The 21,095-nt window shown below is 64.7% G+C and carries 16 protein-coding genes; 4 read left to right on the forward strand and 12 right to left on the reverse strand.

Annotated elements, in window-relative coordinates; translation table 11 throughout:
- Positions 1-257 precede the first annotated feature (257 nt).
- The 5 genes from AC1Q6P_RS05905 to AC1Q6P_RS05925 all read right to left on the reverse strand — a co-directional run bounded on the left by AC1Q6P_RS05905 (position 258) and on the right by AC1Q6P_RS05925 (position 5,152).
- The gene (locus AC1Q6P_RS05905; protein ID WP_492665769.1) at positions 258-1,709 is read right to left on the reverse strand and encodes a glycoside hydrolase family 47 protein; all 1,452 of its coding nucleotides are present in this window, start codon (positions 1,707-1,709) and stop codon (positions 258-260) included.
- Positions 1,706-2,647, reverse strand: a complete 942-nt coding sequence (locus AC1Q6P_RS05910) for a carbohydrate kinase family protein (RefSeq protein WP_492665770.1) — start codon at positions 2,645-2,647, stop codon at positions 1,706-1,708. The genes AC1Q6P_RS05905 and AC1Q6P_RS05910 overlap by 4 nt, the downstream gene beginning before the upstream one ends.
- Entirely contained in the window at positions 2,640-3,893 is a 1,254-nt protein-coding gene (locus tag AC1Q6P_RS05915; protein WP_492665771.1) for an AGE family epimerase/isomerase, read from the reverse strand. The genes AC1Q6P_RS05910 and AC1Q6P_RS05915 overlap by 8 nt, the downstream gene beginning before the upstream one ends.
- A 90-nt stretch (positions 3,894-3,983) precedes the next feature.
- Positions 3,984-4,985: a LacI family DNA-binding transcriptional regulator gene (locus tag AC1Q6P_RS05920; RefSeq protein WP_492665772.1), complete on the reverse strand. Its 1,002-nt coding sequence runs from the start codon at positions 4,983-4,985 to the stop codon at positions 3,984-3,986.
- Positions 4,982-5,152: a hypothetical protein gene (locus tag AC1Q6P_RS05925; RefSeq protein ID WP_492665773.1), complete on the reverse strand. Its 171-nt coding sequence runs from the start codon at positions 5,150-5,152 to the stop codon at positions 4,982-4,984. Before AC1Q6P_RS05925 ends, AC1Q6P_RS05920 begins: the two co-directional genes overlap by 4 nt.
- A gap of 487 nt (positions 5,153-5,639) precedes the next feature.
- On the opposite strand from AC1Q6P_RS05925, the gene AC1Q6P_RS05930 reads away from it, so the two are divergent.
- On the forward strand, positions 5,640-6,359 hold the full coding sequence (locus tag AC1Q6P_RS05930; RefSeq protein WP_492665774.1) for a substrate-binding periplasmic protein: 720 nt from the start codon (positions 5,640-5,642) through the stop codon (positions 6,357-6,359).
- Between the two features lie 165 nt (positions 6,360-6,524).
- A complete protein-coding gene (locus AC1Q6P_RS05935; protein ID WP_492665775.1) occupies positions 6,525-6,965 on the forward strand; it encodes a hypothetical protein in 441 nt (146 codons plus the stop codon).
- A 164-nt stretch (positions 6,966-7,129) separates the two neighbouring features.
- On the opposite strand, the gene AC1Q6P_RS05940 is transcribed toward AC1Q6P_RS05935, so the two are convergent.
- The gene (locus AC1Q6P_RS05940) at positions 7,130-8,230 is read right to left on the reverse strand and encodes a serine hydrolase domain-containing protein (protein ID WP_492665776.1); all 1,101 of its coding nucleotides are present in this window, start codon (positions 8,228-8,230) and stop codon (positions 7,130-7,132) included.
- A gap of 181 nt (positions 8,231-8,411) precedes the next feature.
- Here AC1Q6P_RS05940 and AC1Q6P_RS05945 point away from each other — a divergent pair, with 181 nt between their 5' ends.
- On the forward strand, positions 8,412-9,230 hold the full coding sequence (locus AC1Q6P_RS05945) for a helix-turn-helix transcriptional regulator (RefSeq protein WP_492665777.1): 819 nt from the start codon (positions 8,412-8,414) through the stop codon (positions 9,228-9,230).
- 133 nt (positions 9,231-9,363) lie between these two features.
- A complete protein-coding gene (locus tag AC1Q6P_RS05950; RefSeq protein ID WP_492665778.1) occupies positions 9,364-10,746 on the forward strand; it encodes a KAP family P-loop NTPase fold protein in 1,383 nt (460 codons plus the stop codon).
- A 2-nt stretch (positions 10,747-10,748) separates the two neighbouring features.
- On the opposite strand, the gene AC1Q6P_RS05955 is transcribed toward AC1Q6P_RS05950, so the two are convergent.
- The 6 genes from AC1Q6P_RS05955 to AC1Q6P_RS05980 form a co-directional block, all read right to left on the reverse strand.
- The gene (locus tag AC1Q6P_RS05955; RefSeq protein ID WP_492665779.1) at positions 10,749-11,405 is read right to left on the reverse strand and encodes a hypothetical protein; all 657 of its coding nucleotides are present in this window, start codon (positions 11,403-11,405) and stop codon (positions 10,749-10,751) included.
- Between the two features lie 3 nt (positions 11,406-11,408).
- Positions 11,409-12,224 carry a hypothetical protein gene (locus AC1Q6P_RS05960; RefSeq protein WP_492703091.1) on the reverse strand — a complete coding sequence of 272 codons (816 nt, stop codon included), beginning with the start codon at positions 12,222-12,224 and terminating at the stop codon, positions 11,409-11,411.
- A 170-nt stretch (positions 12,225-12,394) separates the two neighbouring features.
- A complete protein-coding gene (locus AC1Q6P_RS05965; protein WP_492665781.1) occupies positions 12,395-14,200 on the reverse strand; it encodes a PNGase F N-terminal domain-containing protein in 1,806 nt (601 codons plus the stop codon).
- Between the two features lie 51 nt (positions 14,201-14,251).
- Complete coding sequence (locus AC1Q6P_RS05970; RefSeq protein ID WP_492665782.1) at positions 14,252-16,738, reverse strand: glycoside hydrolase family 31 protein; 2,487 nt, start codon at positions 16,736-16,738, stop codon at positions 14,252-14,254.
- Complete coding sequence (locus tag AC1Q6P_RS05975; RefSeq protein ID WP_492665783.1) at positions 16,738-19,395, reverse strand: beta-mannosidase; 2,658 nt, start codon at positions 19,393-19,395, stop codon at positions 16,738-16,740. Before AC1Q6P_RS05975 ends, AC1Q6P_RS05970 begins: the two co-directional genes overlap by 1 nt.
- Positions 19,392-20,954: a tryptophan halogenase family protein gene (locus AC1Q6P_RS05980; protein ID WP_492665784.1), complete on the reverse strand. Its 1,563-nt coding sequence runs from the start codon at positions 20,952-20,954 to the stop codon at positions 19,392-19,394. Before AC1Q6P_RS05980 ends, AC1Q6P_RS05975 begins: the two co-directional genes overlap by 4 nt.
- Positions 20,955-21,095: the final 141 nt, after the last annotated feature.

The following is a 21,095-nucleotide window of genomic DNA, read 5'->3' on the forward strand; positions in this document are numbered from 1 at the left end:
CTCCTCCTTGACTTCCGTGGCCGCACCCACCCACCGTCCGCCGCCGTCCAACGACTCCCTTTGCGAAGAGGGAACCCTCGACGATCTGCTCAAGCAGGCTGGCGGGGCGCCCCTGCGACGTAAGTCAAGGAGGAGCCCGCGCAGCGGGCGGGGGACATGGAGTCGCAGGGGTGCGCCGTCAGCCTGCGTCTCACGAGCAAGCGCCGGATCGCCCTGCCAGGATTGGTGCGTCATCACGGTCATCTCCTGGAGGGACTTCAACGCACCGGCGCCGACAGGCGCATCGGGTGGGCTTCGGTGTTGAAGGTCACGGCGTCAAAGTCCAGCGCCGATTTCGGCGAGAACAGCAGGTAGAAGTACTTGAAGGTCTCTGCGAAGAGGAAGCTTTCCATCGAGTCTTCATGCACCTTGGTCCGCACATCCTTGAGCGCCGCATAGCCTGCTTCCGTGCGGCAGTGGCGCACGAAGTCCTCGAAGAACTCGCGGCCCATGGCGCGGTAGCGGGTGTCGCCGGTGAGCTGGTGCAGGTAGTAGGCCGACTCGACGATCTCGGGGCGCAGCGCGTACTCGGGTGACAGCACCTTCATGGTCTTGTAGTCCATGGACTCGGGCTCGATGCCGTGCAGGCGCCACATGCGCAGGTTCGATTCCTGCAGCTTGCGCGCACGCTTGAGGTCGCCGCCGATGGCCAGCAGGGCCGGCATGAAGGCGTCCAGCGCGCCGTACTGCGTCTTGGTCCGGCGGCCGGTCTTCATGTCGGCGTGGCCGTACCAGAAGCCCGTCTTGGTCTCGTCGCCCAGCACCTTGTTGACGCCGGCGATGCTGTGGTCCCACATGGCCTTGCACTCGTTGTCACCGAACAGGCGCCAGCATTTGTACAGGTACTCGTAGTAGGAATCGATGCCGCCGCCGATGTGGGCATCGGTGCGCTCCCAGCGGCCGGTCTCGACGTTGATGGCCGAGCCAACCACGCCGTCCGGTGACGCGCGGCGGTAGGTTTCCACCAGGGCGCGCTTGGCTTTCTCGAAGTAAATCGGCTGGCCCGTCAGCTTGCTCAGCATGCCGAACTCGATGATCAGCGTGCCAGTTTCGGCCGGGTTGCTGATCGTGCCGCTGACCTTGCCGCTGCGCAGATTGACATGGGTGTAGGGCAGGCCGGTGGGCGACTCGAACACCGGCAGCAGGCGCTTGCCCAGGTCTTCCGCCTTGGCCAGCAGGCGGGCATCGCCGCTGAGCTGGTAGGCGGACACCAGGCCGCCCAGCAGGCGGATGGTGATCTCGAAGTTCTGCACCGAGAGGTCCTGGTCGAAGTTCAGCTGGCTGGCGATCAGCTCGCGCGCCTCGTCGGACTCCTCCTTCAGACCCATCACCAGCAAGGTGCTCAGCGCATCGACCGGGGTCATCAGCAGCGAGCTCTTGTACCAGTTGTGGCTGCTCTTGCTCAGGGGCTTGAGGGCGTCCTGGCCCCATGCGTACTGCTTGTAGCCGCGCCAGGCGTGGCGGGTCTCTTCCTTGACGCGCTGGGCCAGCTGGGCCGATTCGGCTTCGCTGACAGGCTTGAGCGCGGGCATCGGCGCGGCTTGAGCCGAGGTGGCCAGGGCGGCCACGGCAGCCAGGCACAGGCCGCTGAGCGCGCGGCGCGCCGGGGCCGGAACCCAGGACGAGGACATCGAGGACAAAGAAATCAAGGGCAAGAAATGGTGACTCATGAGGGAACCTTCTCTTTCGCGTGCTGTTCTTGAAGCTGATCGAACAACTGGCCCATGGCCAGCGGTGTCGGTGGGGTGGCGCCCGACTGCAGGCAGGCGGCGGAGCCGGCGGCCAGGGCCGCGTGCAGATGGGCTTGCAATAGGCGATCGGGGTGGCGGCTGAGGCTGTAGAGCAGACCGGCGGCGCTGGCATCGCCCGCGCCCACCGTGTCCACCACCACCACGGCCGGTGCTGTGGCGTCCACGCGCTCCTCGCCACGGTAGAGGCTGGCACCGTGGCCGCCGCGGGTTAGCAGGCACAGCGCACTGGGGTTGAGCGCGCGCAGGCGCTGCAGCGCTGCATCCAGTTCCAGCCCCGGGAACAAACCGCGCAAGTCGTCGTCCGAGACCTTGATCAGGTCGGCCACGGCGGCCATGCGATGGAGCGTCGGCGTGTAGCGTTCGTCCATCACCTTGCGGTAATTCGGGTCGTAGCTGATGGCCACGCCCTGCTCTTTCAAATGCTCGGCCAAGGCAACCAGACGGCCGGCCAGGGGCTCGCGCGCCAGGCTGATGCCGCCGAAGTGCGCCCAGCGCAGCTTGCGCGACCAGCCCTCGGGCAGGGCCGTGGCGTCGAAATAGAGGTCGGCGCTGTCATCGCCGATGAAGAAGTAGCGCGGCGGCTCGCCCTGCTCCACCATGGCCAGCAAGGGCGAGCGCGGCGCGCGCTGCATCAAGCGCAGGTCCAGGCCCACGGCCTCGCTTGCGGCCCAGAGCTCATCGCCAAAGCGGTCGGCACTGACGGCTCCGGCAAACGCCGTGCGCTCGCCCAGCGCGGCCAGCGCACGCGCCACATTCCAGGTGGAGCCGCCCACACGGGCCAGCCACTGCGCCCCGCCCTGGTGGATCATGTCGGTCAGCGCCTCGCCGGCGCAGAGCATCAGCGGAGCGTCATGCATGGCCTCGCCCTCCGGCCGCATCGACCGCCTCAGCGGCATCCAGCACCGCCACGATGTCGTAGCAGGCGCCCATGGTGTGATAGTCCACCTTGCCGGCCGGGCTCTTCTCGTCGCTGTACTTGCGGTTCTGCGCATCGAGGATGCGCCACCAGGCGCCATGCTCGTGGTCGACAAAATGCGTCCAGCTGTAGGCCCAGAGGCGCTCGTACCAGTCCCAGTAGAAGGGGTGCTTGGTGCGCTGGGCCAGCATGGCGGCGGCGGCCGCGCTCTCGGCCTGCACCCAGAAGTACTTGTCCGCGTCGCAGATGTTCAGCTCGGGCGAGATGGAATAGCACAGGCCGCCATGCTCGGCATGCCAGCCCTTCTCCACCGCCACCTTGAACAGGCGCTCGGCCGTGGGCAGGGCCCAGCTCAGGTCGCGCGCCAGGGCGCCGCCCAGCGACTCCAGCTGCAGCAGCAGCTTGGCCCATTCGGTGAAATGGCCGGGCTGGTAGCCCCAGGGGCGGAACAGATTGGCCGGGTCATGGATGTTGAACTGCCAGTCGGGCTGCCAGTTGCTGTCGTAGTGTTCCCAGATCAGGCCGCCGCAGCGCTCGGCCTGGCGCTGGGTGATGTTGAAGGCCACGGTGTAGGCGCGCTCCAGATAACGCGTTTCGCCCGTGGCACGGTAGGCGGCCAGCAGCGCTTCGCAGGCATGCATGTTCGCGTTCTGGCCGCGGTAGCTGCCGCGCTCGCGCCAGTCGCGGCTGGCTTCGTCGGCGTAGAGGCCGGCCTCGGGCTCCCAGAAGCTGCGCTCCATCAGCTCGAAGGTCTCGGCCACCCAGGGCCGCGCCTCGTCCAGCCCGGCCATCAGCGCATGCGAGTAGGCCAGCAGCACAAAGGCCTGGCCGTAGGCATGCTGGGTGCCGTCCAGAACTTCACGGCCGCCACTGTGGCAGCGCAGCAGCCAGCTGTAGCCGCCGAACTCGGTGTCGCGGTGCGCCTCGCGCAGGAACTTCAGCGCATGACGCAGGCCGTCCAGGTACTCCGGCTGGCCGAAATGGCGGTAGGCCATGGCGTAGGTGAAGACAAAGCGCGTGCTGCTGACCAGATGGCGCTGCTCTGAGTCGTAGACACTGCCGTCGTCCTTGAAGAAGTGGTACATGCCACCGCTCCAGTCGATGCAGCGCGGGTGGTAGAAGCTCATGCTGTGCTGCGCATGGGCGAGCAGCACCGCCCGAGAGCGAAAGTCGGGGAGATTGGACATGGTGGTGAATTGAAAAGTTAGAGGCGTGAGGCGGGTGTCGATCGCTTCATGGCCATGCCTTGCATGCTTGGGAATGTGTCCATGAATGAATCAATCGTCACTGCTGCTTTCACGCACGATCATCTCGACCGGCAGAACCAGTTCGGCGGGGGGCTCATCGGGTTTGAGGCGCAGCAAGAGCTCCACGCCCGAGGCACCCAGCGCCTCCTTGTCCACATGCACCGTGCTCAGCGGCGGCACGGCCACGGCCGCGCTGCTGATGTCGTCGAAGCCGACAACCATGATGTCGTAGGGAATCTTCAAGCCTTCGTTGACGCAGGTCTTCATCGCCACCAGGGCGGTGCTGTCGTTGTAGCAAAACACGGCGTCGGGCCGCTTGGGCAGGGCCAGCAGGCTGCGCATGGCCTCCATCACGCCCTCGTCGCCCTCGCCCATGGTGGGCACGATGACTTCGAGCTCGGGGTCGGCATGCACCTTGGCCTCGAACAGCGCCCGGCGAAAGCCACGGATGCGCTGCTGGATGCTGTAGTGCGCGGGTGAGCCCGAGAGCATGGCGATGCGCCGCTTGCCATTGCGCAGCAGGTGGCGCGTGGCCAGGTAGCCGCCCAGCACATTGTCCGGATTGATCGAAGACATGCCGCGCCGGTTCATGTCCACCAGCACCATGGGCTTACCCGTCAGCATCAGCGCGCTCAACACCTCGGGCTCGAAGAAGCCGGCGCACAGAATCGCATCGGGCGCATGCACCCGCACCTGTTCCAGCACCGGCTCCGCCGGGCCCACGACGATGAAGGACAGCGCAATCCCCTCGCGCCGGCAGGCCGCCTCGGCACCATGCAGCACCGGCGAGAAGAAAGGGCTTGAGGCCAGCGTGTTGTGCTGGCTGTGCAGCAGGAAGGCGATGCGCCGGATGCGCCCCTTCTTCAGCTGCGAGAGGTCATAGCCGAGCCGCTGCGCCGCCTCGCGCACCTTGTTGCGCGTCACCTCGGTCATGCCGGCCTGGTTCTTCAGCGCCCGCGACACGGTGCCGATCGACAGCCCTGTGGCCTCAGCGATGTCGCGGATGGTGACCCCGCTGCCGTTTCCGCTCATGCCGGCACTCCGGGTTGCCGGAGCAGGCAAGACGGCGCGCCGATCGGCGCTGCGCGAATGCGCAACAAGCCCAGCAGCGGCGATTCTGAAATCATCTTCAGCAGCAACACGGTGTCTCCGGTGTTCTCGGTCTTGGGTTTAATAAACGCATCATCGTGCGCTTGCAAGGCGCGGGCGAAGGCACTTCACCCGGCTTTGTTCATGGGTGATGTTTATATCCAGCGCTTTTTTGAGCGTCAACCAAAGCGACGGAAGACAGGTGTTTTTAGCGCGGTTTACTAAACAAGCGCGAAGCTTGGCGATGCGACAGGCGCGTTTGGAAGGCACGGGGCAACGCCAGCGCATGAAAAGGCGGCGTGAGCGCTGGGCTTCCAGCGAAGCCCGCACCGCCTGCCTCTGACCACGAACAGCGGCTGCGGGCTGGGAACATTCATTCGCCGGGGACGCTGGGTCCAAGCGCCAAGGTCCCTGGAGCGTGCCCGAGTGCCTTCATTCGCTCGCGGCGACACCGGGTACATTCGGGGAGGCGGTCAACGTACCGGAGAAGCTCGGATGCGCATGAAGTTGCAATGGCCCCCGGGGGAAAGATGCTTGAGGCGGCTTGCACCCCGCCTCATCGCCCTTGTGCTCTCTTGCCTGGCCCCAGGGCTCGCGGTGGCGGCACCCGATGAGGTCCTGCGCATCTGTGTGGTCGATGTACCGCTGCCGCCGTTTTTCAACGGAGACGAGAGCAAGCCTGGCTTGACGGAGCGGCTGCTTCGTGACGCCGCCAAAGGCGCCAGCCTCCAGATTGAATTCGAGCGCTTGCCCCAGCCAAGATGCCGAGCCCTGCTGTTGAAGGGCGCGATCGACGGCATGTTTGCCGCCCCGATCTCGGTGCACACCGAATCCTTCGCCTTTCCCCGCCTGGCCGACCGTCAAATTGATCGATCGCGCCGCGCCATGACCATTGAGTACGTCCTGGTGCGACGAGCCGGAACCAGCTTCGACTGGGACGGCCGGGAGTTCTCGCCCGAGGCTCAGCCCGTGATCGGTGTGCGGCGCGGCGTGTCATTCCTGATGGAACGCCTGACTGCGGTCGGTGCCAGGGTCGATGACGGCGCATCCACCTACGAGCAGGCGCTGAACAAGCTCGTCGCCGGACGTACCCATCTGGCCGTCGTGCCCCGGTATTCGCTGCAGGCCTACCTGGCCAATTCAAAGCCGGTGGAGCTGGAGTCGTCCAAGCTGGAAGCGCTGCGAGCCCCGCTGCACACCCAGGATTTCTACATCGCGATACGGCCCGACCTGGACCCCATCCGGCGCTCGACGGCTGAATCCTTTTGGCAGGAAATCGGGCGCCTGCGTGATCTCGATGCCTACCGTGTGAAGTAGCTGAGAGGTCCTCGGGGCCCGCCCGCCCCGACCCCAGCCCTGGACGACGCCCGTCAGGCCTCCAGGCAAAATCCTGCCCATCGGGGCGCGCTTGGCGTCAGGGCTGGCGGGCAGCCCAACTTGAATGCATGAAAAACAAACAGCTAGAAGAACGGAGCCGCATCCATGGCACTGACGAAAAAAGGCGAGTTCTGGTACGGCACGACCTCGGGCGACACCCAGGCCGAGCTGCGCAGCTACAGCGTCGCGAACCGCCACGAGGCCACTCGTTTCGCCGCGTCTAAATGCGACTGCGGCTGCCGCACTTTCGCGCTGCAGAGCGATGAAGAAGCCGGCGTGGCCATCCGCACCTGCACCGACTGCGGCCAGGAGCATCTGATGGGCGACAGCGCCGACCATCTGGAAGGCGCGGAACCCGAAACGCATGAGTGCGTGTGCGAGAACGAGGTCTTCGAGCTGATGTCCGGCGTCTCCGTGGTCGAGGGCAGCCACAAGGTTCGCTGGTACTACATCGGCTGCCACTGCGTGGAATGCAATCTGGTCGGGGTCTTCGCCGACTGGCCCTGTGAAGCGGGTGACGCGGCAGCCTTTCTCGCCAAGGTGTGAAGGCCGGCCGAAGCCCCCTCCGGGATCAGGCTCGCAAGCTCGGCGTCACCACGCCTTGCCCAGCGTCAGGCCTCCCGCTTCAAGCCCTGGCATGAGCAAGACCTGACCCTCTCGCGCTGGCGCGCCAGGCCTTGGCGGCTCAAAGCCCCCCCCCGATCCCTCCATCAGTTCGCCAGCAAGGCCGGCAGCAAGTGCTTGGCCAGCAGATCCATCGTCAGCTTCGGCGCATTGCGCACCTGGTAGTTGCTGCTGGTGATCACGATGACGGCGTCCAGCTCGGGAATGATCTGCACCGTGTTGCCGCCGGCGCCGTTCATGGCCCAGCTGCGGATGCGGCGCTCGTCTACCTGGAACTGATGGCCCCAAAACAGGTAGCCGTAGTCCGTGCCATCGTCCATGCGCGCCTGCGGGCTCAGCGAGGCCGCCACCCAGGCGGCGGGCAGCAGCTGCCGGCCTTGCCAACGGCCGCCATCTCGGTAGAGCTGGCCGAGCTTGAGCAGATCGAGGCTGCGCAAGCCCAGCCCGCCACCGACTTGCGGGATCGGCGGGCCGGATTGTTGCTGCCGCGGCACGGCCGGCAAGAACTGCCATTGGGCCGCCGTGATGCCCAGCGGCTCGAACAGGCGGCGCTGCGCGTACTGCGCCAGGGGCTCGCGCACCGCCGCGCTCAAGGCCGCGCCCACGGTGCTGACGCCGGCCGTGCAGTAGCTGAAGGCGCGGCCATGCGGCGAGTCCTTGGGCGCGGTGGCCCAGGCCGGAAAACCGCGCATCGGCAGCTCCCAGAAGAAGCCCACCCAGTCTTCAACCAGGTACATGCGCTCCTCATTGCCGCGCGACCATTCGTTCCAGTCATTGCACTCCAGCGGCCCGCTCATGGTGATCAGGTCCTCGAAGCTGATGGCCGCCTTGCGGGGCTCGCGGCGCCCGTGTTCGGCCTGGCGCGGCAGGTGCTCCAGCACGCTGGCCTTGACACTGGCCACATGCCCATCGGCAATGGCCAGGCCCAGCAACATGCCCGCCACCGACTTGGTGACCGAGCGCGTGTTGCGCAGCGCCTCGCGCCCCTCCGGGTCGAAATAGGCCTCGAAGATCAGCTGATCCTTGCGAGCGATCACGATGCTGGTGATCGCCTGGAACTGGCCGGCCCGCACTGCGGCATCGGCCGCTTGCAGGGATGGCGTCTGCGCGGAGGCCCCTCCCGCGCTGGACAACAACAAGAGGCCGGACAGGGCCGACAGCACGGCAAGGTGGACAGGTCGCTTCACACGGAGCTCCAGGGCGTTGGACTTGGGCGACCAGCCTAGCAAGGGCCCTGGAGCCTTGGCTTGTACGCACGCAACCTTTTGGCTTGCCTGATTGCTTGCTCGTTTGCATTCTTGATCGCTTGCTGCCAGGGCGACCCCATGGCTTTTGGGCCAGTTGAACGCCGCTGACATACTGTCCCGCATGCCTTTGCCCCAGCCCATCGGCCACCGTTTGAACGCCCTGCACGCCCACGACCTGGCGCTCAGCCACTGCGTGCCCTCGTTGGCCGCGCATGAGGTGCCCGAGCATTGCCACATCGAGCCCCAGTTCGTGCTGGTGGCGCGCGGGCGCTATGCCAGCACGGCGCACGGAGCCACTGACGAAAGCGAACCCCTGCTGGTGTTCAACCCGCCGGGCACCGTGCACGCCGATTGCTTTGCCGCCTCGCAGCCGCTGGCCGAGGCACGCTTCATCTCGCTGGACCTGGGCTTTGGCCTCTGGGGCTCGCTGAGCCAGGCCATGGTCTTACCGCCCGAGCCTGTGGCCTTGTCCGGACCGGTGGCGCGGCAGCTGCTGGCCCGAGCGCTCCGCCTGGCTCAAAGCCTCGACAGTGAAGCGCTGGACCTCGACAGCCTGGCGGCCGAGCTGACCGCAGCAGTGGCCGGCGACCAGGAACGCCAGCACGGCCGCCCGCCGCCCTGGCTGCTGCAGTGCCGAGATGCCTTGCGGGATGACAGCCAGTACACCGTCGGCAACCAAGGCCTGTGCAAGCTGGCGCAGGAACTGGGCCTGCACCCCGTCTATCTGGCACGCGCCTTCCGCAGCCACTTCCGCTGCTCACCCGGCGACTTCGCGCGCCAGCACCGCCTGCAGCGCGCCGCCAAGCTGCTGGCACACAGCCGCCTCAGCCTCAGCGAGGTGGCGCTGGACTGCGGCTTCTTCGACCAGCCCCATCTGAGCCGGAGCTTCCGGGCGCGTTTCGGGATGACACCGGGTGAGTACCGGGTTCGGGCGGGGTAAAGATCGCCGAGGGTCGGGTTTTGCCTTGAGATATGAGGCCTGCCCCTCGACGCCTTGCTAGCGGTCTTGAGCAAAACCTGAAACCCTCAAATTTGCAGCTATAAAGCGAGAAATCCACACTAGGCAAGATGCCATGAAGTTCCGATCCGACACTCTTGAGATCGACCCCGAGAACCCATTTGCCAACGATGCACTTGAGCGAAAGCCGCTCGTAGAGTTCCTCGAAGGGGTTATCACCAAGGCTGAAGGTCCGCTGGTGCTGGCACTTGACTCTCCTTGGGGCACAGGCAAGACAACACTCGTGAAGATGCTGCAAGCCAGCCTAGAGAAAAAGCAACATCGCTGCATCTACTTCAACGCTTGGACTGTGGACTACACAAGCGAACCACTTGTGGCGCTGGTATCCAAAATCGATCTGCTTGAAAAACATAAGAGCCCGGTAGCCCAAAAGCGTCTAAATACACTGAAGAACATCTCAATGCTGGTTGGCAAGCGCGGGCTGATTGCCGCGGTTAAGGCCTCGACGCTTGGAGCACTAGATCTTGACAAAGAGTTTGAAGCGGCGCTCGCACAGGGATCCGGCGACGCGACGTCGGAATTATTCGACCTCGTTACCAAAGAGGGAGAATACCTCAACAAGTTCCGACAAGAACTAGAAGCCGCTGTCAGCGAACTGAGGAATAGTGATGCGACAAAGAACTTGATCTTCTTCATCGATGAGCTAGATCGCTGCCGACCAAGTTTCTCAATAGAACTATTGGAACGGATAAAGCATCTTTTCGACGTCCCAAACATCATATTCGTACTGTCGATCGACAAATCTCAGCTAGAGGTCAGCACATCATCGGTCTATGGCACGGGCATCAATTCCCGAGAGTATCTCAGGCGGTTCATAGATCTTGAATTCCAAGTACCTCAAGTCTCAGGCAAGCCATTTATTCAAAATTTGTTCAAACGCTCCTCTCTGGATTCCAGCTTTAGCCAACGGCAAGGAGAGTTGCGAGGCGACAGATCCAATTTTATCGATGCATTTTGCCACCTAGCCAAAGCGACTCAGCTTTCTCTTCGAACACAGGAGCAATGCATTTCAAGGCTGGCGCTGGTCATGGAGCAAACCCCCGCCAACCATTACTTGCATCCTATTCTTGTCGCCACACTAATTGTGGTCCGATCAATCAATACTCTGCTGTACTCGCAAATCAGGGCGGAAACCGCTTCAACCGAAGAGTTGATGAGCTGGCTCCGCAACTTGCCTGGTTCAAACTCGCTAAGTGCTCATGCATCACTGGCGATTGAGGCGTACATGAGCGCGGCAGACCCCAACGAAACGCGGCGCGCGATTCGCCGCCAGCGACTTGAGAACATTTCAAACGACACTACGATTGATTCAATCGACCGAAGATATGCCAGCGATGTCTTGCAGTTAACAGGACAACTTGCTAGCAGATACAGCGGAGCACCAAACTTGGCTTTCCTGATGAACAAAATGGACCTAGCGGAAAACCTAAAGCTCTAACGCTAGCCAACACTGGCAATATTCGGCAACGGCTTACCTTGCAAGTGAGCCTTGACCAAAGCCGGTCCGTAGTAGTGATTCAGGAACTCATGAATTGCTACCAGGTGCGAGACAGTAGCGACTGTCAAGCCCAACGCCGCAAGCCCTATGTCCACTAAATTACCCCAATACGATCCAACGGCAAAAACAAGGACGATTCCAACGAGCAGTTCATTAGCCCCGACCATTGCTCTCAATCTCGCACGAGGCTCCACAAGACTCGACTCAATCAGATCCAACGCTGTCTTTCGTTCGTCAATTGAAAGTCCGGAAAACTTTGCACTGTCAAGCTGCAAAGCCTTCCTGCTAGCACCGGTCGCCTGATCCACCAATTTATAGGCAAGTCTGGTCATCATCTTTGATAAGGTCACCCCACCGAACGTCGCACCAATGGCCCACAACACATTCGCAGCAGTGGCCAGTGACAAAACACCTTTGTCCAATGCGACGAAATCCGAGATTGGGATGACCGAAATTGTTTCCAGAATACTCAAGTGAGTCTGGTGCTGGGCAGCAAGAGAGGCTAAAAAACCAGCTGCAAAAATGGCAAGTCGATGCAACGGAAGCGCCTTTGTCGCAGCTTCCGCATACGTTGAACTAATATCCTCCCACGCAGACATGGTCTATGCCACACGAAGAAACATTAAGTCACCACCACGCAGATCAAATCCTCTTGCCTCAAGAATAGGGCACACATGAATCCTCACCTCCGCCTCGCCTGTGTGATACCGGTGCAACGCCGCAAAGTCTGCTTCATCTGATAGCTTTAAGGTCACTTCCTTCTGAGTATCAAGATTGAGAAGCTTCGCATTCGGTCTCGTAGAGCGATTGCCGGCATCAAGAAGTCGAATTCGCGCACGAACAATCATTGGAGGTCCGAGCTCACGGTCAGCAGCAATCTTGTGAAAACTCGTTGCAATTGCCGGTGTAAAAACCAAGGGCAGCTGTGGTCTTGACCCAAAAAATGTCAGTTCGACAGTACTTTGCGCTAAGCCAGGTCGATTAATTTGCCCGACAAGCTGGTCCACTTCTTTCACGATGGAACGATTGGAATAGGCATCGGACCAAGCGGCAGGCGGATTTTCCAATACATCTGAGAACGCACGCGCTCGATCACCCATTTGAAAAGCGTACTGTCGGCTTTCAACCAACTGCTGAGCGATCGATTGATGCTGTACAAATGCGCGATCAACTGCGCCTTGAAAAATCATGCTTGTTGCAGCGTAAATGCGATCAATGACACGATCAGCACCGGCTTTAATGGCATCCAGATAAATGCCGCCTTCTCGCGGATACAAGGCGAGGAACTCAGTATCTCGATACTCGGCGCTGGTCAAGCGCTCGTACTTCTCAACCGCCCCGTACTTCTCGACGAGATAGGCCCGGTCAATGGCCCTCTGCATGTGTTGATAGGTGTTGCCGAGAACACGGACGCTCACGCGATGCTCGTCAGTGATCCCACCGTCAAAATGAACACTAAATGAAGCCACAAGATCTCCCTGCTCGCTATTGATTTTTCGGGCATTCTGGATCAGGAGACGCCGATCGCGATAGGGGGAAACCTGACGTTATGGCGTGATCGTCCTTAATCACTGATTTCTCATCACCCCTACTCCCCCACCAACACCCCCGACACATTCCACGAACTGAAGCTCGTCCCCTCGCGCGGCCCTTGCGGAATCCGCACCGTCATCCGGTGCCGTCCGGCTTTCAAGTTACCGAGGTCGATGTAGATCGGGTTGGTCGCCGTGCCGGGGCACCAGTTGGAGCGGCTGATGTCGGAGGACGAGAGGCCGTCGTTGAAGTTGCCTGAAGCCGGGTTGAAGAGGCGGAAAGCGCCGCAGTCCTGGCGCCAGGGGACGAAGGCAAACACCTCTTTGCCGTTGAGCAAGATGGTGTTCTTCTTGGGCACGAACTCGTCACCATTGGTCCACCCGCCGTGGCCGGTGCTGATGTAGCGCAGGCGGGCGTTCTTGAGCGGGCGGTCGAGGGTGAAATCCACCTCCAGGCCCTTGGGCTTGTCGAACATGGTGGCGTAGTCCTGCTCGGCCATCTCCATCACATTGGTGGTGTTGAACAGCGGGATCAGGCGTGGAGCCGATGCGGCAACAGCCGCTGCACCTGTACTCGGGCTCACCGGCTTGGAGAACATGGCGGTGGCGGCATCGCTGGGGTGGATGGTGAGGTTGAGATCCAGCTTGTGGCCGCCCTTGTCGTAGTTGCCGATGAACACGCCCAGGGCCAGTTGCTGGCCCGAGAGGCGCTGTGCCAGATCGGTGATGTCCATGCGGTAGGGCGCGGCCTCGTGCCAGGTCTTGCCCTTGAGCTGCAGGTGGTTGTAGTGCTTGACGCCAAAGGGCGTGAAGAAACGCATCAGCTCGATCAGGGGCGCGTAGTCCTCGGTGGCGACCACGCCGCGGTAGGTCCGGCCATTGCCGTTTTGGTAGGCCGGCAAGGCGGCCACGCCGCGCTGCAGGCCGTCCAGGAAGTTGCGCGTGGCCTTCTTCTTTCCTTTCTCTACTTCCTTCGCAGTGCCCAGCGGGATCACGAAGACCGAGCCGGTGCGGTCGTAGGCATCGCCGTTGGAGCGGGCCAGCAGGTCCACAAACACCTGGCTGCCCGGCGCGATCTCGGGCAGCTGCACGATCTTGAGCACGACCGTGCCATTGGCATAACGGGTCACGCCCTCGCGTGGCTCGCGGTCCTCGCCCGCGAAGTTGACGATCTGGTCCTGGAACACCGGGATCGTGGTGAAGCGGCTGCGCCAGACGCGGTCTTTGTAGCTGAGGCCGTCGAGCAGGGACGGCGCTTCAGCCTTCCCACCCTGGGCCATCTCCGCCAGATCCAGGCCCTGGAAGGGCTCGATCTGCGTGGCGCTGATGACGAAGTTGCCATTGCGCACCAGCTCCAGCACCAGGCCCAGCTGGTGGCCCAGCACGGTGGGCGCGCCGGCCGCGGGCAGCTCGGTCGTGTACCAAAGCTCGATGGTGTTGGAGTTCACCACCGTCTTGGCCTTTTTGCAGCGGTAGCCGAGGATGGTGCGCGTCTCTTCGCTGAACTCGTAGCTTTGCTTGGGCAGCGATTCGCGGTCCAGGGTGGCGATGCCCTCCCCTGGGCTCAGGCGGGCCAGCTGCAGCAGCTCTTGTGCGGCGGGCTTGATGAACTGCTGCTCAAAGGGAAAGCCGGCCTTGCCGGCCAGGATGGCCTCGGAGCTGATCAAGGCCTCGCCCTTGGCGGCGAACACCCAGATCGGGTCCTGGCCCTCGACCGGCTTGCCGTTGTAGCTGCGCTGATAGCGCAGCTTCCAGCCCTCGGTGGGCGCGGCCAGTGCCAGGCTGGGCGCCAGGGTGGCCAGGGTGGCCAGCAGAACGCCGGCCAGGTGGGCTTTGTTGAACATCGGGCGTGTCGTGCGCATCCTTATCCTCACTCGTGTCGTCTTCTTGCTCTTGGCCGTCGGCCGGTCGCCTCAGTGTGCCAGCCGCAGCTGGTGCAGGCCCTCGTCTGCCGCGGCGGGCAGCTCCAGGCGCAGCCGGCCGGTCTCGTCCTTCTGAGCCGGCAGCGGCTGGCCGTCGAATCGCCAGGGCGATGCACGATCCAAGCCCAGAATCTCCAGCCGCGCCAGCCGCTGAAATCCGGCGTTCGGGGGCAGATCAAGCTCCAGCATCAGCCCCTGGCCATCCTGACGGATACCGATGCGGCGTGCCGCACCCTGGCGATAGCCATAGCCCTCGCCTGAATCTTGGAACACCTCGCTGTGGCCGCTGCCGCCCCAGGCCACGGTCAGGGTCAGCAGCGCGGCGCGCATCTCGCCCGTGTGCTGCAGCGGCGCTTGCGTGGGCACGGCGGCGCCCACGCGGATGAACAAGGGCAGGCGGTCCAGTGGCGCGGCCACGGTGGCCTCGCTGCCGCCTTCGAAGCGGCGGCCGGTCCACCAGTCCAGCCAGGCTTCGCCGGCGGGGAAGTAGACGCGGCGCTGGCGCTCGCCCTCGCGCAGCACCGGTGCCACGAGCAGGTCGCGGCCGAGCAGGAACTGGTCGTCCACCAGGCTGGCGCGCACATCGCGCGGGAAGTTGAACCACAGCGGCCGCAGCGGCGGCAGGCCGCTCCGCTCGTTCTCCTCAAAGAGGCTGTAGAGGTAGGGCAGCAGGCGGTAGCGCAGCTCGATGGTGGCGCGGTTGATGCGCTCGAACTCGGGGCCAAAAGCCCAGGGCTCGCGCGGCGCCGAGACATCGTTGGAATGCGTGCGGAAAAAGGGCGTGAGCACGGCCGCCTGCAGCCAGCGGCTGTGCAGCTCGGCGCTGGGGCTGCCCATGAAGCCGCCGACATCGGCGCCCACGAATGGCACGCCCGAGATGGACAGATTGCTCAGCATGGGGATGGTGAGCGCCAGATGCGTCCAGGTGGGTGAGTTGTCGCCCGTCCACACCGCTGCATAGCGCTGCACACCGGCCGCGCCCGCGCGCGTCAGCACCATGGGCCGCTGCTCGGGCCGCAGGCGGCGCAGACCCTCGAAGCTGGCGCGGGCCATCTGCAGGCCGTAGACATTGTGATAACGCGCATGATCACCGGGCCGGCCGTCGCCGGCATGGCGCGCATCCAGCGGCAGGGTCTTTTGCGGGCCGAGCGAGATCTCGGGCTTGTTGAAGCCATCGGGCGCGAACACGCCCGGCTCGTTCATATCGTTCCAGAAGCCATCGACGCCCAGCTCCAGGGGCGCGGCGTAGAGCTGGCCGAACCAGTCGCGCGCAGCCGGCGAGGTGAAATCCGGGAAGGCACAGATGCCGGGCCAGACCTTGGCATGCAGCTCATTGCCATCAGCGCCGCGCATGAACACGCCGGCCTCCCGGCCGCTGCGGTAGATGGCAAAGCCTTCGTCGCGCTTGATGCCGGGGTCGACGATGGTGACGGCGCGGAAGCCCTGCGCATGCAGCTGACCCAGCATCTCGCGCGGCTGCGGGAAGCTGCTCGGGTTCCAGGTGAAGACGCGGAAGCCGTCCATGTGATCGATGTCGAGGTAGAGCACATCGGCCGGGATCTGGCGCTGGCGGAACTCCCGCGCCACGCTCAGAACTTCATCCTGCGTCTTGTAGGACCAGCGCGACTGCTGATAGCCCAGGGCCCAGACGGGAGGCAGCGGGCCGCGGCCTGTGAGCGCGGTGTAGTCCTGCAGCACCCGGGCCGGGCTGCGCTCCGGGCCGCCGGTGAAGACGAAGTAGTCCAGCTCGCCACGCGCCGCACCGAAGCGCCAGCGCTGCGGCTCGGTCTTGCCCATGTCGAACCAGCTGCGGCTGCTGTTGTTGAGAAAGACGCCGTGGCTCAGGCCCTGGTGCAGGGCGATGAAGAAGGGGATGGCCTGGTAGGACGGGTCGTGGCCGGGCGCGTAGTCGGGCACGTCGGCGTTCCACATCACCAGATGCTGCTGGTGGCGCGAGAGCGGCAGGGCTTTCTCGCCGAAGCCGTAGTAGAGCTCGTAGTCGTCGCGGCGCTTGGTGGCCTCGACGCTGCCCTCTTGCGGATCGAAGACGATGGGCCGGGCCGGATCATCGGCGCTGATCAGGCGGCCGGCGCTGTCGAACACGCTCAGCTGCAGCTCAGGGGCACGGCGGATCTGCACCCGCGTGCCGCTGGCCGAGCGCAGCTCCAGCAACTGCGGGCCAATGCGGCGCAGCTCCGCCTTGGCCTGCGGCGGCGATTCAGTCAGCGCGTAGCTGGCCGTGTCGGGCTCGAAAGGCGCGCCGCTGGGGCTGATGCGCACGCGCAGCACCTCGGGCGTGACGAAGCTGATGCGGGCCCGGGCGCCGCGCGCCAGGCGCAGGTCCACGCCGTCCTCGCGCGGGCTGGACTGCGTGACCGGGCCGAGGCTGCGCGGGACCGCCTCGGCAGGCAGCGGTGCGAGCACGGCGAACACAGCGAACAGCCATGCCGTGGTGCACCGAGGGCTCCAAAAGCTCATCACAGCGCCGCACTCCCCAGCACACGCAGGCGCAGGGCGCGCTGCAAGTCATCCACGGTGGCCTTGCCGTTTCCGCTGAACTTGAGCTTGAGACGCAGCGACTCGCCGGGCAGCAGCGTCAAAGCGTTGTCCGCCACGTCCACATCCAGGCCCTCGAACTCGACCCAGACGCCACGCGCCAGACTGCGCGCTTGCACATGCAGCTGCAGCTCGCCGCCCACGCGCTCGACCTGGGCCTGCACGGCCGAGGCTTGTGGCCAGGCCAGATCTTTCGCGGGCTTGAAGTACACCACGCTGCGCGATGGTGGCTCGCCCTCGAGCTGCAGCTCGAACACGGCCACGGCGGCGGCTGGGTCGGCATCGCCGAGCAGATCGGCATCGGCATAACGCGTGAGCAGCTGGGACGAGAGCGGGGCCAAGGCCAGCGCCTGGCGCTCCTCGCGCAGGGTGCGGCCTTGCAGCGTCATCACGCGAAGGCGGACCTCGCCGCGGCGGGCCTCGGCGCGGTCATTGATCACATGGAGCCGGGTCTGGCCCGAAGCCTCACGGAGTGCGGCCACCGCCACCGGCGCGAAGAAGCGCCGGGCCTGGAAGTGCAAGGCCTTCCAGCGGCCGACATGGTCGATGCTGGACCAGGACGCGCCGGGCCAGACATCGTTGAGCTGCCAGTACAGCGAGCCCATGGTGAAGGGCCGGCTGGCGCGGTGGTGCAGGGCGGCGAGCTGGATGCCCTCGGCCTGCATCAGCTGGCTGCGGTAGATGAAGTCGCCAAAATCGCGCGGCTCGCCGAACTCCTCGCGGATGTATTTCAGCAGCCGCTCATTGCCTTGGCCGGCCATGAATTTCTGGTGCGCGGTGATCAGCGGCGCGTGGATGCCCTGCGCACTGCGCGGTGCAAACGCATCCACGGTGGCCTGCACCGGCCAGGCCTGCAGTCCGTACTCGGACATGAAGCGCGGTGTGATCTCCAGGTACTTGCTGACCGGGTGGGCCGGGTTGCCCCAGACCTCCCAGTAGTGCATATCGCCGCTGGCGGGCATGTTGGCCACCTCGGCCAGGTCATCACCCGGCGAGCTGGACCAGTAGGCGATGCCACCGCCCTCCTCCGCCACCACCTGGCGCAAGTCACGGCCGAAGAGCTGCACATAGCCCTGCCAGACGCGCTCGGCAAGGGCCGGGTCGGCCGCCTTCATATCGCGGCCATGGCCCCAATATTTCCAGGCGATTTCCTGCTCGTTGTTGCCGCACCAGAGCACCAGGCTGGGGTGGTGGCGCAGGCGCTGCACCTGCTCGCGCGCCTCGACCACCACATTGGCGCGGAAGGCCGGATCGTAGGCCGGCTGCATGCCGCCGCCGAACATGAAGTCCTGCCAGATCATCAGGCCCAGCTCGTCGGCCAGGTCGAAGAAGGCTTCGCTCTCGTAGTAGCCGCCGCCCCAGCTGCGGATCATGTTCATGTTCGCCTCGCGCGCCGAAACCATCACCCGGCGCAGCTGCGCGGAGCTGACGCGCGGCGAGAACATGTCGAACGGAATGGAATTGGCACCCTTGGCGAAGACGGGGATGCCGTTGACCTCGAAGTGGAAGCCGCGGCCTTGCGCGTCGGGCTCGCGCTTCAAGACCACGCTGCGCAGGCCGGTGCGCTGGCTCAGCGCATCGACGCGCCGGCCGGCTTGCCAGACCTCCAGCTCGTAGCGGTACAGGGCCTGCTCGCCGTAGCCGTTCGGGAACCAGCGCCGCGGTTGCTCGACCTGCAGGGGCAGCGCGATTTTCTGCAGGCCGGCCTCCGTGGCCTGGCCCCACTGCTCGGCGGCCAGCTGGCGACGGCCATCAGGGGCGGTCTGCCAGAGGCGCAGCTGATAGTGCCCGGCGCGCGCCAGCTCCAGCGTGGTGATGGCGCGCAAGCGGGCACGCTCGGCCGTGACTTCATCCTGCAGCAGCTGCAGCGATTCGATGCGCAGGCCGTTCCAGCTCCGCAGGGTCACCGGCTGGCTGATGCCGGCAGTGACGTAGCGCGGGCCCCAGTCCCAGCCGTAGTGGTAGCCCGGCTTGCGGACGAAATTGCTCGTCATAGCATCGGGCGGCTCGTCGCCGTAGGGCGAGGGGTAGTTGCCGGCCAGCTTGACCGGCATGGCCTGCACCTGGGGCAGGAGCATGTTGATCGGCGAGCGGAAGACGATGCTCAGCTCATTGCCCTGCGCGCGCAGCAGGCCTTTTTGAACCGGCACGCGCCAGCGACGGAAGGCGTTGTCGGCCTTGAGCAAGGGCTGGCCGTTGAGCCGCACCTCGGCAAACGTGTCCAGGCCCTCGAAGACCAGCTCCTGGCGTGCCTGCGCCCGCTGAGCGCGCGGCACATCAAAGCGCGTGCGGTACTCCCAATCGGCCAGGCCTATCCACTGCAGCGCCGCCTCGGGCGCGGCCACAAAAGGGTCGGGGATCAGTTGGGCGGCCAGCAGATCGGTGTGCACCGTGCCGGGCACCTGGGCCGGGCGCCAGGCCGTGGCTGCGGCATGGGCGGCGGCCTGGCTGCTGGCGGGGCTGAGGCGGAACTGCCAAGCTTGGCTGAGGGGCAGCAGTTCAACGGCTGCTGCGGGCAAGGCAAGCGAGAGCATGGACAAGAAACAGGCTGCGCGACGAAGCAAGTTCTGAAACTTCATGTGGCCCTCCAGTAACGCTCAATCCACTGCTGGTGGGTGGGCATGGCGGCCACGGCGTCGCTCAGGATGTGGCGCGTGCCCTCCACGAAAGCACGCAGGCGGTCTTCGGGCATGTCATCGACGATGGGGTGGTAGCTGCGCGGCAGGATGCGCTGGCCCAGCATCACCTGCACCCAGCTGGGCAGGGCGAAGAAATCCTCGCCGTGACGGAAGTAGCGGCCATCGGCGCGGAACAGGTCCATGGCCTCACGCAGGCTGTCGGGCACGGACATGGTGCGGCAGTCGTTCCAGAACAGGGAATCGTCGCGCTCGGTCGCGTGGTAGTGCAGGATCAGGAAGTCGCGCACGCGCTCGTACTCGAAGGCAGTCTCGCGGTTGAAGCGCTCGGCCAGCTGCGGGTTGAACTCAGAGCCGGGGAACAGGCTCAGCAAACGGCTGAGGCCCGATTGCACGAGGTAGATGCTGGTGGATTCCAGTGGCTCCAGGAATCCGCTGGCCAGGCCCAGGGCGATCACGTTCTTGTTCCAGACCTGCTTGCGCATGCCGGTGGTGAAGCGCAGCAGGCGAGGGTCGGCCAGGGGCTTGCCGTCGAGATTCGCCATCAGGGTGGCGGCGGCCTGGTCCTCGCTGAGGTGCTGGCTGGAGAAGACATAGCCATTGCCGATGCGGTGCTGCAGCGGGATGCGCCATTGCCAGCCGGCGGCCTGGGCGGTGGCGCGGGTGTAGGGCGTTATGGGACTCACACCTTCACAAGGCACAGCCAAGGCGCGGTCGCACGGCAACCAGTGCGACCAGTCGGTGTAGCCGGTCTTGAGGGTCACTTCGATCAGCAGGCCGCGAAATCCCGAGCAGTCGATGAAGAGATCACCCTCGACGCGTTCACCGCTTTCCAGCTGCACGGCTTCGATGAAGCCGTCGCCCGTGCGCTGCAGGGCGCGCACGATCTTGCCTTCGATGCGCTGCACGCCGCGGCGCTCCGAGATCTCGCGCAGAAAGCGGGCGTAGAGGCTGGCGTCGAAATGGTAGGCGTAGGCGATGTCCGCCAGGGGCGAGTCGGGCGCAGCGTTGGAGTCGCCCGGGATGAACTTGCCCTGCGGCGCCATCACGGTCTGCAGCGAGTAATCGCCGATCGGCCCGGCGCGGCCGGCCAGGAACAGCTTGAGCCAGAACTGGTGGAACGGCAGCGGCCCGCGCGAGCGGCCGATGACGCCGAAGCCATGGGTGTAGCGGTCACCCATGCGGGCCCAGTCGCGGAACTCGATGCCGAGCTTGACGGTGCCCTGGGTGCGGCGAACGAACTCCGCCTCGTCGATGCCCAGCATCTGGCCATTGAACATGCGGATGTGCGGCACGCTGGCCTCGCCCACGCCGACGATGCCGATCTCTTCGGATTCGATCAGACGCACCGAGGCCTGCCGGCCCAGGTAGGTGGCCAGGGTGGCGGCGGCCATCCAGCCGGCGCTGCCGCCCCCGACCACCACCACGCGGCGGATGGGGCCGTGGGTCGGGGATGGGCTGCGGCTGCTGCCGTCCTTGTCGAGACTGCTGCTCTCACTCATGCTGGAGAACCCTTCTGCCGGGCCCGAGCGCGGCTCACGCTCGGGCCCACAAAGAAAAAGGTCGGCCTGGGTTGCAGCCCATGCCGACCGGAGATCCCCTCACGAGGTCAGCGCGAGGGGTCGAGGAACATCGTCAAATCG

It is taken from the genome of Roseateles sp. GW835-FHT13E02 (assembly GCF_058794035.1).

What these genes read in the sequence shown, in the direction of transcription:
- AC1Q6P_RS05945 (WP_492665777.1), top strand. Translation starts at nt 8,412, where the DNA reads ATGCCTTTGCCCCAGCCCATCGGCCACCGTTTGAACGCCCTGCACGCC.
- AC1Q6P_RS05935 (WP_492665775.1), top strand. Translation starts at nt 6,525, where the DNA reads ATGGCACTGACGAAAAAAGGCGAGTTCTGGTACGGCACGACCTCGGGC.
- AC1Q6P_RS05955 (WP_492665779.1), bottom strand. Translation starts at nt 11,405, where the DNA reads ATGTCTGCGTGGGAGGATATTAGTTCAACGTATGCGGAAGCTGCGACA.
- AC1Q6P_RS05950 (WP_492665778.1), top strand. Translation starts at nt 9,364, where the DNA reads ATGAAGTTCCGATCCGACACTCTTGAGATCGACCCCGAGAACCCATTT.
- AC1Q6P_RS05920 (WP_492665772.1), bottom strand. Translation starts at nt 4,985, where the DNA reads ATGAGCGGAAACGGCAGCGGGGTCACCATCCGCGACATCGCTGAGGCC.
- AC1Q6P_RS05915 (WP_492665771.1), bottom strand. Translation starts at nt 3,893, where the DNA reads ATGTCCAATCTCCCCGACTTTCGCTCTCGGGCGGTGCTGCTCGCCCAT.
- AC1Q6P_RS05975 (WP_492665783.1), bottom strand. Translation starts at nt 19,395, where the DNA reads ATGAAGTTTCAGAACTTGCTTCGTCGCGCAGCCTGTTTCTTGTCCATG.
- AC1Q6P_RS05910 (WP_492665770.1), bottom strand. Translation starts at nt 2,647, where the DNA reads ATGCATGACGCTCCGCTGATGCTCTGCGCCGGCGAGGCGCTGACCGAC.
- AC1Q6P_RS05905 (WP_492665769.1), bottom strand. Translation starts at nt 1,709, where the DNA reads ATGAGTCACCATTTCTTGCCCTTGATTTCTTTGTCCTCGATGTCCTCG.
- AC1Q6P_RS05970 (WP_492665782.1), bottom strand. Translation starts at nt 16,738, where the DNA reads ATGAGCTTTTGGAGCCCTCGGTGCACCACGGCATGGCTGTTCGCTGTG.
- AC1Q6P_RS05965 (WP_492665781.1), bottom strand. Translation starts at nt 14,200, where the DNA reads ATGCGCACGACACGCCCGATGTTCAACAAAGCCCACCTGGCCGGCGTT.
- AC1Q6P_RS05980 (WP_492665784.1), bottom strand. Translation starts at nt 20,954, where the DNA reads ATGAGTGAGAGCAGCAGTCTCGACAAGGACGGCAGCAGCCGCAGCCCA.